Source organism: Streptomyces sp. NPDC014864 (genome assembly GCF_043081525.1).
GTDB lineage: Bacteria > Actinomycetota > Actinomycetes > Streptomycetales > Streptomycetaceae > Streptomyces.
In genome coordinates this window covers 64,472-79,149 of record NZ_JBIBWT010000008.1, presented here as the reverse complement: position 1 = coordinate 79,149, position 14,678 = coordinate 64,472, and the positions used below count along the sequence as shown (strand labels likewise).

At 73.9% G+C, this 14,678-nt stretch carries 10 protein-coding genes; 9 read left to right on the top strand and 1 reads right to left on the bottom strand.

Annotated elements, in window-relative coordinates:
* Window positions 1-39 precede the first annotated feature (39 nt).
* The 3 genes from ACF1A5_RS16545 to ACF1A5_RS16535 all read left to right on the top strand — a co-directional run bounded on the left by ACF1A5_RS16545 (window position 40) and on the right by ACF1A5_RS16535 (window position 5,105).
* Window positions 40-1,791 carry a tetratricopeptide repeat protein gene (locus tag ACF1A5_RS16545; protein WP_392193557.1) on the top strand — a complete coding sequence of 584 codons (1,752 nt, stop codon included), beginning with the start codon at window positions 40-42 and terminating at the stop codon, window positions 1,789-1,791.
* Window positions 1,788-3,422 (top strand): sulfite exporter TauE/SafE family protein, encoded by a 1,635-nt coding sequence (locus tag ACF1A5_RS16540; protein WP_392193556.1) that lies wholly within the window; start codon window positions 1,788-1,790, stop codon window positions 3,420-3,422. Before ACF1A5_RS16545 ends, ACF1A5_RS16540 begins: the two co-directional genes overlap by 4 nt.
* A gap of 72 nt (window positions 3,423-3,494) precedes the next feature.
* Window positions 3,495-5,105 carry a serine/threonine-protein kinase gene (locus tag ACF1A5_RS16535; RefSeq protein WP_392193555.1) on the top strand — a complete coding sequence of 537 codons (1,611 nt, stop codon included), beginning with the start codon at window positions 3,495-3,497 and terminating at the stop codon, window positions 5,103-5,105.
* Between the two features lie 4 nt (window positions 5,106-5,109).
* Here the strand turns inward: ACF1A5_RS16535 and ACF1A5_RS16530 are convergent, their stop codons facing one another.
* Window positions 5,110-5,913: an SGNH/GDSL hydrolase family protein gene (locus ACF1A5_RS16530; protein ID WP_392193554.1), complete on the bottom strand. Its 804-nt coding sequence runs from the start codon at window positions 5,911-5,913 to the stop codon at window positions 5,110-5,112.
* Window positions 5,914-6,221: 308 nt separating this feature from the next.
* On the opposite strand from ACF1A5_RS16530, the gene ACF1A5_RS16525 reads away from it, so the two are divergent.
* From ACF1A5_RS16525 to ACF1A5_RS16500, 6 genes are all read left to right on the top strand, one after another.
* The gene (locus ACF1A5_RS16525; protein WP_392193553.1) at window positions 6,222-6,647 is read left to right on the top strand and encodes a hypothetical protein; all 426 of its coding nucleotides are present in this window, start codon (window positions 6,222-6,224) and stop codon (window positions 6,645-6,647) included.
* A 1-nt stretch (window position 6,648) separates the two neighbouring features.
* Window positions 6,649-7,743 (top strand): GNAT family N-acetyltransferase, encoded by a 1,095-nt coding sequence (locus tag ACF1A5_RS16520; protein ID WP_392193552.1) that lies wholly within the window; start codon window positions 6,649-6,651, stop codon window positions 7,741-7,743.
* 391 nt (window positions 7,744-8,134) lie between these two features.
* Window positions 8,135-8,956, top strand: a complete 822-nt coding sequence (locus ACF1A5_RS16515) for a glycosyltransferase family 2 protein (RefSeq protein WP_392193551.1) — start codon at window positions 8,135-8,137, stop codon at window positions 8,954-8,956.
* Window positions 8,953-9,951, top strand: a complete 999-nt coding sequence (locus ACF1A5_RS16510) for a glycosyltransferase (protein WP_392193550.1) — start codon at window positions 8,953-8,955, stop codon at window positions 9,949-9,951. Before ACF1A5_RS16515 ends, ACF1A5_RS16510 begins: the two co-directional genes overlap by 4 nt.
* Window positions 9,948-10,751, top strand: coding sequence for a polysaccharide deacetylase family protein (locus tag ACF1A5_RS16505; RefSeq protein ID WP_392193549.1), 804 nt, complete (start codon window positions 9,948-9,950; stop codon window positions 10,749-10,751). Before ACF1A5_RS16510 ends, ACF1A5_RS16505 begins: the two co-directional genes overlap by 4 nt.
* A complete protein-coding gene (locus ACF1A5_RS16500) occupies window positions 10,744-14,637 on the top strand; it encodes a lipopolysaccharide biosynthesis protein (protein ID WP_392193548.1) in 3,894 nt (1,297 codons plus the stop codon). The genes ACF1A5_RS16505 and ACF1A5_RS16500 overlap by 8 nt, the downstream gene beginning before the upstream one ends.
* Window positions 14,638-14,678 lie beyond the last annotated feature (41 nt).

Below are 14,678 nucleotides of genomic sequence, written 5' to 3'. Positions count from 1 at the left end.
CCGAGCACATCGCACCACCCAGGCGACCGAGGAGAGGGCATGGCCCCGCGGAGCAACGACAACGCGCCGGACGACGGCCCGGGCGACCACCCCGCCGAACCGCCCGCCCGGCCCCCCGTGACAGCGGACACCGGGACGGTGGACGCGGCGGAGGAGCCCACCGGCGACGACACGCGGGTCACCACGGTCGACGCGGCCGAAGAACCCGCCGACGCTGAACCGCGAGTCGCCACCGTCGACGCGGCCGAAGAACCCGCCGACGCTGAACCGCGAGTCGCCACCGTCGACGCGGCCGAAGAACCCGCCGACGCTGAACCGCGAGTCGCCACCGTCGACGCGGCCGAAGAACCCGCCGACGGCGACGACACGCGGATCGGCACGGCCGTCGCGGAGGAGGAGCCCGCCAACCGCGGTGACGTGCGGATCGCCGCCGTGCGTCGGGTCGCGGCGGCCGGACGGCGGTGGCGGGCTGCGCGGCTCGCCGGCTCCTCGCTGCTGCTGGCCGTGGCGCTCACCGGCGGGGCGATCGCCGTGGGGGCCGCCCGGGACCCGGGAGGCGTGCCCGCGGCCTCCGCGGCCCCCGCGGCGTCGCCCGAACTGCTCGCCGGCGGCGGCCTCGACGCGAGCGTCCTCTCGCTCCAGGCCCATCTGCGCGGGCAGCCCCGGGACCACGACGGCTGGGCCACCCTCGGACTCGCCTACGTCGAGCAGGCGCGCACCAAGGGCGATCCGGCACGCTACCCGCGGGCCGAGCAGGCGCTGGCCCGCTCGCTGGAGCTGGCCCCCGGCAACGACCGGGCGCTGGCCGGCCGCGCCGCGCTCGCCGCCGCCCGGCACGACTTCAAGGACGCCCTGGTCTACGCGGACCGGGCCCTGCGGCAGAACCCCTACAGCGAGCGCGCCCTGTCCTCGCGCATCGACGCCCTGGTGGAACTCGGCCGGTACGGCGAGGCGGCGCGGGCCGCCGACACGGCCGACGCCCGGCGTCCCGGCATCCCGGTCTTCACGCGCTACGCCTACGTACGTGAACTGCGCGGCGACGTCACCACCGCCCGCCGCGTCCTCACCCAGGCCCTCGACTCCGCCAACTCCCCGGGCGACATCGCGTACGTCGCCACGCAACTCGGCCAGCTCGCCTGGAACCAGGGCGACTACCGGACCGCCCTGCGCCAGTACGCGCGGGCGCTGGCCGCCGACGACGCCTGCCTCCCCGCCCTGGAGGGCCGCGCCCGGGCCCGGGCCGCGAGCGGTGACCACGCGGGCGCCCTCAAGGACATGGAGGCCGTCGTAGCCCGCTACCCGCTGCCCGGCCCGCTCGTCGCACTCGGCGAGCTGTACGAGGCCCGCGGCGCCGCCGGCGACCGGAAGCGCGCGCACGCGCAGTACGCCCTGGTCGACGCCTGGATCGCGCTGGCCCGCGCGGGCGGCGTCAACGCCGACCTGGACACCGCGCTCGCCGCCGCCGACCACGGCGACACCCGGGCCGCCCTGCGCGCGGCCCGCGCCGAATGGGCCCGCCGCCACACCGTGCACACCGCGGACGCCCTGGCCTGGGCCCTGCACGTCAACGGCCGCGACCAGGAGGCACTCCCCTACGCCCGGCAGGCGGCGGCCACCGGCTACCGCAACGCCGCCTTCCTCTACCACCGGGGCATGATCGAGCGGGCCACCGGCCACCCGGAGGACGCCCGGACCCACCTGGCCGCCGCGCTGAGACTGAACCCCGGCTTCTCCCCGCTGGGCGCCCGCACGGCCCGTACGGCCCTGAAGTCCCTGGAGGCGGCCCGGTGAGGCCCCGCCGTGTACTCGCCTCCGCCGCGGCCGTGTTCACGGCCGCCTGCGCCCTGGTCGTCGTGCTCTCCGCCGCCGCGAGCGCGCACCCCCTCGGCAACTTCACCGTCAACCGCTACGACGGTCTGGTCACCGCCCCCGGCCTGCTGCGCGTCGACCACGTCGAGGACCTCGCGGAGATCCCGGCGACCCAGGCCGCGCCCGACATCGAGCGGCTCGGCGCGGCCGCGTGGGCCCGGCAGCGGTGCGAGCGGGCCGCCCGGGGCAGCCGCCTCACGGTCGAGGGGCGGACGTCAGCGCTCGCCGTCCGCGGCAGCCACGCGCGGACGCGTCCCGGCCAGGCGGGTCTGCACACCCTCCGGGTCGAGTGCGCGCTGACGGCGCCGCTGCCGAAGCACGGCACGGTCACCGTGGGCTTCCGCAGCGCGGGAGCGTCCTCCGGGCCCGGCTGGCGGGAGATCACGGCCGCCGGCGACCGTACGACACTCACCGCGTCCGACGTGCCGAAGACCTCCACCTCTCACGAACTCACAAGCTATCCCAAGGAGTTGCTCTCCTCCCCTGCGGACACCTCGACCGCCTTCCTGCGGGTGCGCCCCGGCGGTCCCGCCCTCGTCGCGGACCGGGCGGACGCGCCCGCCGCCTCCGTCCTCCCGCGCGGCGCCGACCGCTGGACCCGCGCCCTGGACGACCTGGTCGCCCGCCACGACCTCACCCTCGGCTTCGCCGCCCTCGCCCTGGTGATCGCGGTCGCTCTGGGCGCCCTGCACGCCCTGGCGCCGGGCCACGGCAAGACCCTGATGGCGGCCACGGCGGCGGCACGCGGCGGGCGCGCCCGCCTCGGGGACGTCCTGCCGCTGGCCGCGTCGGTGACGGTCACCCACACCCTCGGCGTGGTCGCCCTCGGCCTTCTGGTCACCGCGGGTTCGGCCGCCGCGCCCTCGGTGATCGCCTGGCTGGGACTCGCCAGCGGCGTCCTGGTGACCGTCGCCGGCGCGAGCCTCGTACGCCGTGCCTGGCGCAACCGCACGCACGGCCACGGGCACTCCCACGAACACCATCACGGTCACCCGCGCGGGCACTCCCACGAACACGGTCACACCCACGGGCCCTCCCACGAGCACGCGCACGACGACAGGCACGACCACGCCCAGGCCCAGGACCCGGCACACGAGCACGATCACAACCACACACACGACGAAGGGACCGAGCCCGGGCACAACCACCCCCACCCCGCCGCCGTCGCCCACACCCACGGCGGCGTCACCCACACCCACCCCACCGCACCCACCCTCCGCGGCACGCTCCTGCTCGGCTTCGCCGGCGGGCTGGTGCCCAGCCCCTCGGCCGTGGTCGTCCTGGTGGGCGCGGCCGCGCTGGGGCAGGCCTGGTTCGGGCTGCTGCTCGTGGTCGCCTACGGTGTCGGGCTCGCCCTGACCCTCACCGCCGCCGGGTTCGCCGTCGTCCGGCTGGGCAGCGAGGTGTCCCGGGTGCTGGACCGGCGCCCCCGCTGGACCGCGGGCCCCCTGGCGGCCCTGGTGCGCAGGACCGCGCCGCTGGGATCGGCCTGCGTCGTCCTGGCCCTCGGTGCCGGATTGGTGCTCAAGGGGGCGGCATCCGCACTGGGTTGAGCTACTTTTGGGGAGAAATCACGCGAGTCACGTCGAGTGGAGACATCGCCGGGAAGCGAATGGGGGGCGCCGGTGTCCGAAGAACCGGGCCGTGAGCGTGTGATCGCGGGCCGCTACCGTCTCCTGTCCCCGCTCGGCGAGGGCGGCATGGGAACCGTGTGGCGCGCCCGCGACGAGGTGCTGCACCGCGAGGTCGCGGTCAAGGAGGTGCGCGCGCCGGCGGGCCTGCCGGCCGCCGACGTGGAACGGATGTACGCGCGGCTGGAGCGCGAGGCGTGGGCGGCGGCCCGGGTCTCGAACCGCAACGTGGTCACGGTGTACGACGTGGCCACCGACGGCGGCCGCCCGTGGATCGTCATGGAGTTGGTCCGCGGGCTGTCGCTGGCCGACCTGCTGGAGGCCGAGGGCCCGATCGGCCCGCAGCGCGCCGCGCACATCGGCGCCGAGGTGCTGTCGGCGCTGCGCGCCGCGCACGCCGCCGGGGTGCTGCACCGCGACGTGAAGCCGGCCAACGTGCTGCTGGCGAACGACGGCCGGGTGGTGCTCACCGACTTCGGCATCGCCACGGTCGAGGGCAGTTCGGCGCTGACGATGACGGGCGAGGTGATCGGCTCCCCGGAGTTCCTGGCCCCGGAGCGGGCGCTGGGCCGCACCCCGGGCCCGGAGTCGGACCTGTGGTCGCTCGGGGTGCTGCTGTACGCGGCCGTCGAGGGGAACTCGCCGTTCCGGCAGGACACACCGCTGAGCACCCTGCGGGCGGTCGTCGACGAGGAACTGCCGCCCGCGCGCCGGGCCGGTCCCCTCGCGCCGGTCATCGAGGGACTGCTCCGCAAGGACCCGGCCGAGCGGCTGCCGGCCGAGCGGGCCGAGCGGAACCTGCGCCTCGTCGGGGCGGGCGGCACGCCCCGCGCGGACGTCGCCCCGGCGGCCGCGTACGCACCCACGGTCGCCACCGTGCGGGAGGAGCGGTCGCCGACTCCGCCGCTGCCGCTCCCGCCGACCGGGACCGGGCCCACCCGGGCCGCGGCGGCCACCCGCGAGCGCCCGGAAGGCGGCCGCCGTACGGCCCTGGTGCTGATCGCGGGTCTGGCCGCCCTCGCGCTGGCCCTGGCCGGGCTGACGTACGCGCTGCTCGACCGGGGCGGCGGAGGGAAGGGGGACGACAGCGCGGGCACCACCAGCAGCAGCCGGGCCGGGGTGACGCCGTCGCCGACGCCGAGCGACGAGCACACCCGCGACGGCGGCGGTGCGAGCGCCTCCCCGAGCGGCGGCTCCTCCCACTCCGCTCCGCAGCAGTCGGTGACGGTCACGCTGACGGGGACGCACACGGCGTACTCCGGGGGGTGTCCGCCGCCGCGTGCCGGGGCGCCGTCCTTCACGGCGACGTTCACGGTGGGCCGGCTGCCCGCGGAGGTCTCCTACCGATGGGTGCTGCGCGACGGCGAGGTCTCCGACCCCGGTTGGAAGACGCTGTCGTTCCCGGCGGGCGGGGAGAGGACCCGGCAGGACACGGTGGCCGTCACGACGTACTCGGACGGCGGGACGTACCACGACGCGATCGGTGTCGAGGTGCGGGCGCCGGTGCGCACCGCCTCGGACACGGTGCCGTTCTCGGTGACGTGCGTGACGGAGACCCCGACGGGCGGGGCCTCCGTTTCGCCGACGGCCTCGGCCTCCCCGTGACGGGTCAGGCCGCGTTGGTGAGCACCGGCAGGTAGCCGCCGGACTGGCCGGCCGCGGTGGGGTGGTACGACTCGCCGATGTTGAGCCAGTTGACGCTGTGCAGCCAGGAGCTGCCGGAGCAGATCTCGTGGCCGGTGAAGGTCGTGCGGACGTCGCCGAAGACGAAGCCGTGGTTCGCGACGACCTTGGCGATGGCGGCGTCGAGGTGGTCGGCCGCGTCGTTGATGGCGGAGCGCTTGGTCTCGGACAGGCCGACGCAGTAGGTGCCGAGCTTGTAGAAGCGGGGGTAACCGAGGACGACCACCCGGGCGGACGGGGCCTTGGAGCGGATCGTCGAGTAGACGTTGTCGAGCTTGCCGGGCAGCGTCGTGTCGACGTAGGCCATGGCGGTGTTGATACGGGAGATGCAGGTGCTGTCGGACGACGTCACACAGGTCGTCATGACGTCGGCGAATCCCGCGTCGTTGCCGCCGATGGTGAGGGAGACCAGGGCGGTGGAGGAGCTGAGCGGGCCGAGCTGGTTGGCCAGGACGTCGTCCGTGGTGGCGCCCGAGCAGGCGGTGAAGTCGAACGACGACGGCGCGTGAGCCGCGTTCCAGAGATAGGGGTACGCCTTGGTGCTGCGGTCGCAGCTGCCGCTGGAGCTGATGTAGCTGCCGGCTCCGACCCCAGAGGAGTAGGAGTCGCCGAGGGCCACGTAGCCGCCGGCGGCCAGTTCGGATGCCTGCGCCGACGCGGCCCCCGTGAGAGCGATACCGGCGGCCAGGAGGAGGGAACTGACGTATGCGGTAAATCGGGAACGTCTCATGGAACCTCCCTTTAGCAGGATCTCTGCCACAACCGTGGTAGCAGCTACGCGTGTTGACTGGAAGTGTCCATGCCAAAACTTTTTCGCCGCTCAACAGAATTCATGGAGGCGTCAACAAGCCGTCCCTGACGCTCACTCAGGCAAATCACCCGAACGGAGACGGCCTGGAAAAGGGCACGTGGTCACCCCGAACGCATGTTTAAAGCCGGGCGCGAAGCTCCGCCGACGGCTTCGGCGTCTTGACGGCCGCCACGGGGCTGCGCGACATTGAAGCCCGGCATCCGGCGCTTCGGGGGGCAAAGTCGCCAATGCAGACCATACGTATCAAGACAGCTTCAACGGACGGCGCACCACGGGCGCGGCCGGGGCCGGGGAGGAACCTGACGCCGCTGCTCGCGGGCGCCGCGACCGCGGTCGCCGGGGTGGGCGCGCTGCTGGCGCTCACCGACTCGCCGTCCGTGCTGCGCGGCCCCCTCACGCTGTTCTTCCTCCTGGCGGCGCCGGCCGCCGCCGTCGCGGCCGCTCTGCGCGGGCTGGATCCTTTCGGCCGCGTGCTCGCCTCGGTGGCGGGCGCGGTCGTCCTCGACATGCTGGTCGCCCAGGGCATGCTGGCCGTGCACCGCTGGTCCGTGCGCGGCGGGGTCGTCGCGGTGGCCGTCCTCAGCTCCCTCGTTCTCCTGCTGGTCACGGTGCGGCGGTCGCGCGGCCGCACGGCGAGAAGACAGGGCTTGTGACGTGGACATCAGCGTGTACCGCCCCGGCGAGCTGAGCGCCGCCGACCGGGCGGCCTGGACGGCGATGCAGTCCAAGGCCCATCTGCACGGCTCCGAGGGGCTGGCGAACCCCTTCCTGTCCCCGGAGTTCGCGCTCGCGGTGGGCCGGTGCAGACGCGGGGTGCGGATCGCGGTGGTGCGCGAGGGCGGCGAGCCTGCCGCGTTCTTCCCGTTCCAGAGATCCGCCGCCGGGGTCGGCCGCGCGGTCGGCATCGGGGTGTCGGACTGCCAGGGCCTGGTGCACCGGCCCGGCTTCACCTGGGACCCCCGGGACCTGCTGCGGGCCTGCGGACTCGCCGTCTGGGAGTTCGACCACCTGGTGGCGGGCCAGGAGCCGTTCGAGGCCGGCGCCTCCGGCACCTTCCCCTCCCCGGTCGTGGACGTCGACCAGGGCTACGACACCTATCTGCGCGAGCTGCGCGCCCGGTCGCCGAAGTTCACCCGAACCACGCTCGCCAAGGAGCGCAGACTCGGCCGGGACGCGGGCCCGGTGACCTACGTCCACGACGAGCGCGACCCGGCCGCGCTGCGCACGCTGATGGCCTGGAAGTCCGCGCAGTACCGCCGCACCGGGCGCAGCGACCGCTTCGCCCACGAGTGGATCAACCGGCTGGCCACCCGGCTCTTCCACACCCGTTCGGACCCCTTCGCGGGGATCCTCTCGGTGCTGTACGCCGACGGCAGGCCGGTCGCCGCCCACTTCGGACTGCGCACCGAGCGGGTGCTGGCGTGCTGGTTCCCGGCGTACGACCCGGCGTACGCCAAGTACTCCCCCGGGCTCGTCCTGCACCTGCGCATGGCCGAGGCGGCCGCCGCCGACGGCATCGCCCATCTCGATCTCGGCCGGGGCCAGAAGGCGTACAAGGACTCCCTGAAGACACGGGAACTCCTGGTGTCCGAAGGGTGGGTGACACGACGTCATCCGGTAGCGGTCGGGCACCGGGCGCGCCGCGCCCCGGTCCGGGCGCTGCGCAACATGGTGCTGTCCCGGCCGGAGCTGTTCGAGCCGGCGGACAGAATTCTCAAACGGATGGGAAAAATCCGTTCGAATCAATGAGTCATGCAGGACCAAATCTGCGTAACGGCCAAACCAACAAAAACGTGAGACCTCCTTCCAGGTCTTGCCATACAGGTTCAATCGTCAATACCGTCGTACATCTCACCCGCACCGGTCCGTCATTACGCGGCTCAAGGGGAGGGCTCAGGGACCGCGGCGTTCCGGCGCGGGGCGCGGTAGGGGGGGTGCCGTGCTCGGTTACCGCACAGGTGACCGGGCCGTGCCGCGCGACCGGCTGCCATTTTTCGACCGGCCGGCCAGCTTTGCCAGCTCACCTGGCGTGCGCGGAGATCCGTTCCGCGCGTTCCGCGTGAGAACCCCCCTTTCGAACCGGACACACAGCCGGGCCGCCCAGGGGCGGGCGGCCCGCCGGACGAGAGGGACACAACTCATGAGCTCGGTTCTGCGTCCGCCCGCATCGGGCCAAGATCCGTCCATGGCCGCCCAATACCGGCCGATCTCTTCTCACCTCGCGATAACACCGCCGGTGAGTGTGGTGATCCCCGCCATGAACGAGGCGGAGAATCTCCCCTACGTCTTCAAGACACTTCCGGCCTGGATACACGAAGTGGTTCTTGTGGACGGCAATTCCACCGACGGCACCGTCGAGGTGGCGCGCGGTCTGTGGCCCGGCGTCAAGGTCGTCGGGCAGCGCGGCCGGGGCAAGGGCGACGCCCTCATCACCGGCTTCGAGGCCTGCTCCGGCGACATCGTCGTGATGGTCGACGCCGACGGCTCGGCCGACGGCAACGAGATCGTGTCGTACGTCTCCGCGCTGGTCTCGGGCGCGGACTTCGCCAAGGGGTCCCGTTTCGCCAACGGCGGCGGCACCGACGACATGACCTTCGTCCGCAAGCTGGGCAACCGGATCCTGTGCGCCGTCGTCAACCGCAAGTTCGGCGCCCGCTACACCGATCTCTGCTACGGATACAACGCGTTCTGGCGGCACTGCCTCGACAAGATCGACCTCGACTGCACCGGCTTCGAGGTCGAGACGCTGATGAACATCAGAGTGGTCAAGGCCGGACTGAAGGTGCAGGAGATACCCAGCCACGAGTACCTGCGCATCCACGGCACCAGCAATCTGCGCGCCGTGCGCGACGGGCTCCGCGTGCTCAGGGTGATCCTCCAGGAGCGCTCCAACCGACGTGCGCTGCGCCGCCGTGCGCTCCGCCCGCCGCTGCCGGGCACCGGCCGGGGAGAGGTGTCTTGACCGGTCCCGGCATCTCCGTCGTGATCTGCGTCTACACCGAGGACCGCTGGGAGGACATCCTCGCGGCGGTCTCCTCGGTGCGGGCGCAGTCCCGGCCCGCGCTGGAGACGCTGCTGGTCGTCGACCACAACCGGGCGCTCCTGGACCGGCTGAGCGGGGAGTACTCGGAGGCCGGCGAGGTGCGGGTGCTCGCGAACGCGGGCCCCCGCGGCCTGTCCGCCGGCCGCAACACCGGAATCGCCGCCTCGCACGGCGACGTCGTCGCCTTCCTCGACGACGACGCGGTGGCCGAGCGGGACTGGCTGCGGCACTTCGCGGAGGGGTACGCGGACCCGCGGGTGATGGCCGTCGGTGGCCGCACGGTGCCGGTCTGGGCGTCGGGCCGCCGGCCGGCCTGGTTCCCGGAGGAGTTCGACTGGGTGGTGGGCTGCACCTACCGGGGCCTGCCGCCGGGCCGGGTCCGGGTCCGCAACGTCCTCGGCGGGAACGCCTCCTTCCGGCGGACGGCGTTCGACGCCGCGGGCGGCTTCGCCACCGGCATCGGACGCGACGGCGACCGGCGCCCGCTGGGCTGCGAGGAGACGGAACTGTGCATCCGCCTCACCCGCGCACGGCCCGACGCGGTCCTGCTGATCGACGACCGCGCGGTGATCCACCACCGGGTGCCCGAAGCACGTGAGCGCTTCCGTTACTTCCGCGCCCGCGCCTGGGCCGAGGGCCTGTCCAAGGCGCTGGTGGCGCGGAGCGTGGGCGCGGACCGGGGCCTTGCGTCCGAGCGCCGCTACACCACCCGTGTCCTGCCCGCCGGGGTGGCCCGCGGGCTGCGGGACGCGCTGCTGGCCCGGCCGGGCGGCGCGGGCCGCGCCGGGGCGATCGTCGCCGGCGTGCTCACGGCCACGGGCGGATACGTCGCCGGGAGCGTCCGCGCGCGCCGGGCGGACACGGCCTTCCGGATCGTGGACCTCGCGGACGGCAGGGGGGAAGGAGCCGTATGAGCACACCGGTACCGGTGCTGATGTACCACGCGGTCGCGCGCGAGCCCAACGCGGCCACGCGCGGCCTCTCGGTCGATCCGGAGGCGTTCGCCGAGCAGATGGCGGTGCTGCACGAGATGGGCTTCCGGCCGGTCACCACGGCCGAGCTGGCCGAGCGGTGGCGCGCCACGTCCGGCCCGCCGCCGCCCGCGAACTCCGTCCTGGTCACCTTCGACGACGGCTACGAGGGCGTGCACCGGCACGCGCTGCCCGTGCTCGCCCGCTACGGCTTCCCGGCCACGCTGTTCGTCTCCACCGGCTGGATCCGCGGCGCCCACGACACCGGCGGCGGCCTGGACACCATGCTCGACTGGGACCAGGTGCGCGAACTGGCGGCCGGCGGGGTCGAGATCGGCGGGCACAGCCACACCCATCCGCAGCTCGACCAGCTCGACGACGGCACGCTGTGGTCGGAGCTGATCCGCTGCAAGGAAATCGTCGCCGGCGAACTGGGCACCGTACCGGTCTCCTTCGCCTACCCGTACGGCTACTCCAGCCGCCGGGTGCGCGAGCGGGTCCGGGAGGCGGGCTTCACACAGGCGCTCGCCGTCGGCAACGCCCTGGCCCGCCGCGGTCAGGGCCCGTACGCCCTGCGCCGGCTCACCGTGCGCCGCAGCACGAGCCTCGACGAGTTCGAGCGGCTGGTGCGCGGCCGCGCGATCACCCGGAACTTCGCCAGGGACCGCGCCCTGACCAAGGGGTACGCCGTGGTCCGAAGAGCACGCCAGGTCTGCCGGAAGGCCATCCCGACCCGTGTCTGACGCGACGACCACCACCGAGGCATCGGCCTCCTCCGCGACCGGGGCGCCCGAGCGGCCGGGACGCCGTCTGCGCCTGCCCGGACAGGGCCGGCCCCCCGGCGGTGACCAACTGTTCCGCAACGCCTACGCCCTGATGCTCAACACCGGCATCTCCGCGGTGCTGGGCCTGGGCTACTGGCTGGTCGCCGCCCGCTACTATTCCGCCTCCGCGGTGGGCCAGGGCTCCGCCGCGATCGCCGCCATGAAGCTGCTCGCCGGGCTGACCGCGGTGACCCTGACCGGGGCCCTGGCCCGCTTCATCCCGGTCGCGGGCCGCACCACCGGCCGGCTCGTCGCCCGCACCTACGCGGGCAGTTCGCTGGTCGTGGCGGGCGCGGCGGGCGTCTTCCTGGTCACACTCGACCTGTGGGGGCCGTCGTACCGCTTCCTCCACGGACTCGGCCACGGCCTGGGGTTCATCGCGGTCGTCATGGCCTGGAACCTGCTCACCCTGCAGGACGGGGTGCTGACCGGGCTGCGCAGCGCGCCCTGGGTGCCGGTCGGCAACACCGTGTTCTCGGCGGTGAAGCTGGCGCTGCTGGTCGGTCTCGCCGCCACGCTCCCGACGACCGGGGTCTTCGCCTCCTGGGGCCTGGCGATCGCCACCTCCGTGGTGCCGCTGGGCTGGCTGGTGTTCCGGCGCCTGGTGCCCCGGCACGTCAGGGCGACCGAGTCGCACGCGAAACCCCCGGCGCTGCGGGAGCTCGGCCGGTTCCTCGCCGGCGACTACACCGGCTCGCTGTTCTCGCTCGCCGTGGTCTACCTGGTTCCCGTGATCGTCGCCTCGCAGGTCGGCTCGGCGGACAACGCGTACTTCTACATCACCACCACGATCGGCGGCACGGTCAACCTGCTCGCCATCAACATGGGCGCCTCCCTCACCGTCGAGGGCTCGCACGACCCGGCGCGTCTGGCCGCCAACACCCGGGCCGCGCTGCGGCGCATGGCACGGATCATGCTGCCGGTGGCCGGGGTGCTGTTCCTGGGCGCGCCGTACATCCTGCGCGTCTTCGGGGACGGCTACGCGCACGCGGCGACCGGGCTGCTGCGCTGGTTCGCGGTCGGCGCGCTGCTGCGGGTCGTGATGGAGACGTACTTCGCGGTGCTGCGGGCGCAGAGCCGCACCGCCGGACTCGCCTGGCTGCAGGGCCTGTTGTGCGCCCTGGTGCTGGGGCTGACGCTGCTGCTGCTCCCCCGCATGGGGCTGACCGGAGCGGGCGTCGCCGAGATCTCCAGCCTCGCCGTGATCGTCGCGATCGCCGCGCCGAAGCTGTACCGGACCGTCCGGGCCGGCCAGGCCGCCGGCGTCCCCGAGGACGCGGCTCCGGACGGGGACCTCGCCGACCTGGGGGCGCGCGAGGTCCCCGCCGGGGCCGTCGCGCCGCACCGGCGGGGTCCGGCGTGGGCGCCGGACCCCGACACCGTGGCCCTGGGCATCCATGTCGACTTCGACCACCAGGAACGCCGGCCCGATGTGCGCCCCGGCCCCGGCACCCCGCCCGCGGGCACGCCGGTACCGCCGGACCACCGGCCGACCTGGGCGCTGACCCCGCGTCCGCCGGAGGTCGTGGGGCTGCCCGTGGAGGGGCGCGAGCCCGGCGCGGAGGCATCGGTGGGACCGGCCGAACGGGAGGTGGACGCGCCGTTCGGGACGGAGGAGCGGGCGGTCGTCCCGGACGCCGGGACCGTCTCCGAGGAATCCCGGGAGTTCGAGGATTCCCGGGAGTCCGAGGAGGGAGACGTGGTCGCGCGCGCCGCGCGGGAGGCGGCGGAGGCACGGCGGTACGGCACCTCGCCTCCGACCCCGCAGTCCCCGCGGGCACCTCTCGCGCCCACCCGGCCCGGAGTGTTCCTCGGCGGTCTGCTGGCGGCGGCACTCCTGCTGTACTGGGTACCAGCGCTGCGGCTCGGCGAGCCGGACCTGGACCGGATGGGCGGGCTCGGGCTCGTCTCGGTGCTGCCGCCGGCGACACTGGCGGGCGCGGCGCTGCTGGTCGCGGTGTTCGCCGCGCTGCTGTGGCTGCGCCGCGAGCACCGGACCCTGCTGCTGGTCACCCTGCTCGCGACCGTCGTCTCCCTGCACGCGCTGCCCGCGGTGATCGAGACCGAGCCGCGGTTCGCCACGGCCTGGCAGCACCTGGGGTTCCTCGACTACATCGACCGCACCGGGACGGCCGTGCCGGACCTGGACGCGCGCTGGAGCTGGCCCGGGTTCTTCGCGGTGGCCGCGTTCGCCGCCCGGGCGTGCGGGATGGGCGACCTCACCGAGGTCGTCCGCTGGTGGCCGCTCACCATGCAACTGCTGTACCTGCCCCCCATGTTCCTGCTGACCCGCGCGCTGAGGGCGGGCTGGCGGGCCAAGTGGACCGGCGTGTGGATCTTCGTGCTCGGCGGCTGGGTGGGCCAGGACTACTTCTCCCCGCAGGGCTTCACCTATCTGCTGTACCTGGCCTTCGTGGCGATCCTGCTGGTCTGGTTCCGGGCGCCGCACGTCATCTGGACCCGGGCGCGGCCCGGCGAGGTCGAGGTGGAGCCGGCCGGCCGACGGCAGCGGGCCGTGCTGCTGACGGTCGTGATCGGGCTGTTCGCGGCGAGTGTCCCGGCGCACCAGCTCACGCCGTTCGTGATGCTGGGCGTGCTGGCCGCGCTGGTCCTCGCCGGACGGTCCGAACTGCGCGGCCTGCCCGTCCTGTGCGCGGTGCTGGTGGCCTTCTGGCTCGGTTTCATGGCCGAGCCGTACTGGTCCGGGCACTTCGACGAGCTGTTCGGCGGGGTCGGCGGGGTCGGCGGCAATGTGTCGACGTCCGTCTCCGGCCGGATCAAGGGCGGCGACCCCACGCACCGGCTCGTCCTGTACGCGCGGGTGCTGCTGGCCGGCGGCGTGCTCGCCCTCGCCTGCTGGGGCTGGTGGCGGCGGCGCGAGAACCGGTACCGCGAGCGGGCGCTGCCGGTCCTCGCCTTCGTGCCGTTCCTGGGCTTCGGCATGCAGTCCTACGGCGGTGAGATGGCCCTGCGCGTCTTCCTGTTCGCCCTGCCCGGCGCGGCGCTGCTCGCCGCGTACGCCTTCTTCCCGCGCACCGGCGCCACCGCCGGGGAACGCGCGAAGGACCGGGTCAGCCTGGCCCCGGTCGCCGCGTTCCTGGCGGGCCTGCTGCTCCTGGGCGGCTTCCTGGTCGCCCGGTGGGGCAACGAGCCCTTCGAGCGGATCCACACCGGCGAGGTCGCGGCCATGGAGTACGTGTACGCCCACGACGGGCCGACGGTACGGCTGCTGTGGCTGAGCAACGACACCGTCGACAACGTGACGCCCGCGATGCCGTGGGGGGCGCGGGACATGGAGCGCGTGAACTACGTGCCGACGCTCGCGCCGACCGACCCGGTGCTGGTGTCGGGGCTGGTCAAGGCGCTCGAGGACGCGGGCCCGAACTCGTATCTGATGGTCAACCGGAGTCAGGTGACGTATCTGCGGATGGACGTGGGCTACTCGGCCGGCTGGGAGTCCCGGCTGGTGCGCAACCTCGACGGCCGGCCGGAGCTGAGGAAGGTCCTCGCCAATGACGACGTGACGCTGTACGCGCTGCGCGAGCAGCCCGCGGGCCCGGTGCCCGAGCCGCGGCCGGGGTCGATCGGGCCGAAGGTGACGTGGACACCGTGGTCGGTGGTCGGCGGGCTCGCGGCCCTGGCCCTGGTCCTGATGCTCACGGCCCGGGAGGTCGTGCGGGTCGCGATGCGGCCGGGCGTGCGGCAACTGCGCTGGCTGCAGAGCAGTTTCTGGTTCTCGCTGCCGCTGCTGGCGGTGCTGTGCGCCTCGCTGGCGCAGCGGTTCCTGACCATGGGCAAGGGCTGAGAGGCGAAGGGCACGGGGCAGGGGGCAGGGGGCACGGGGGA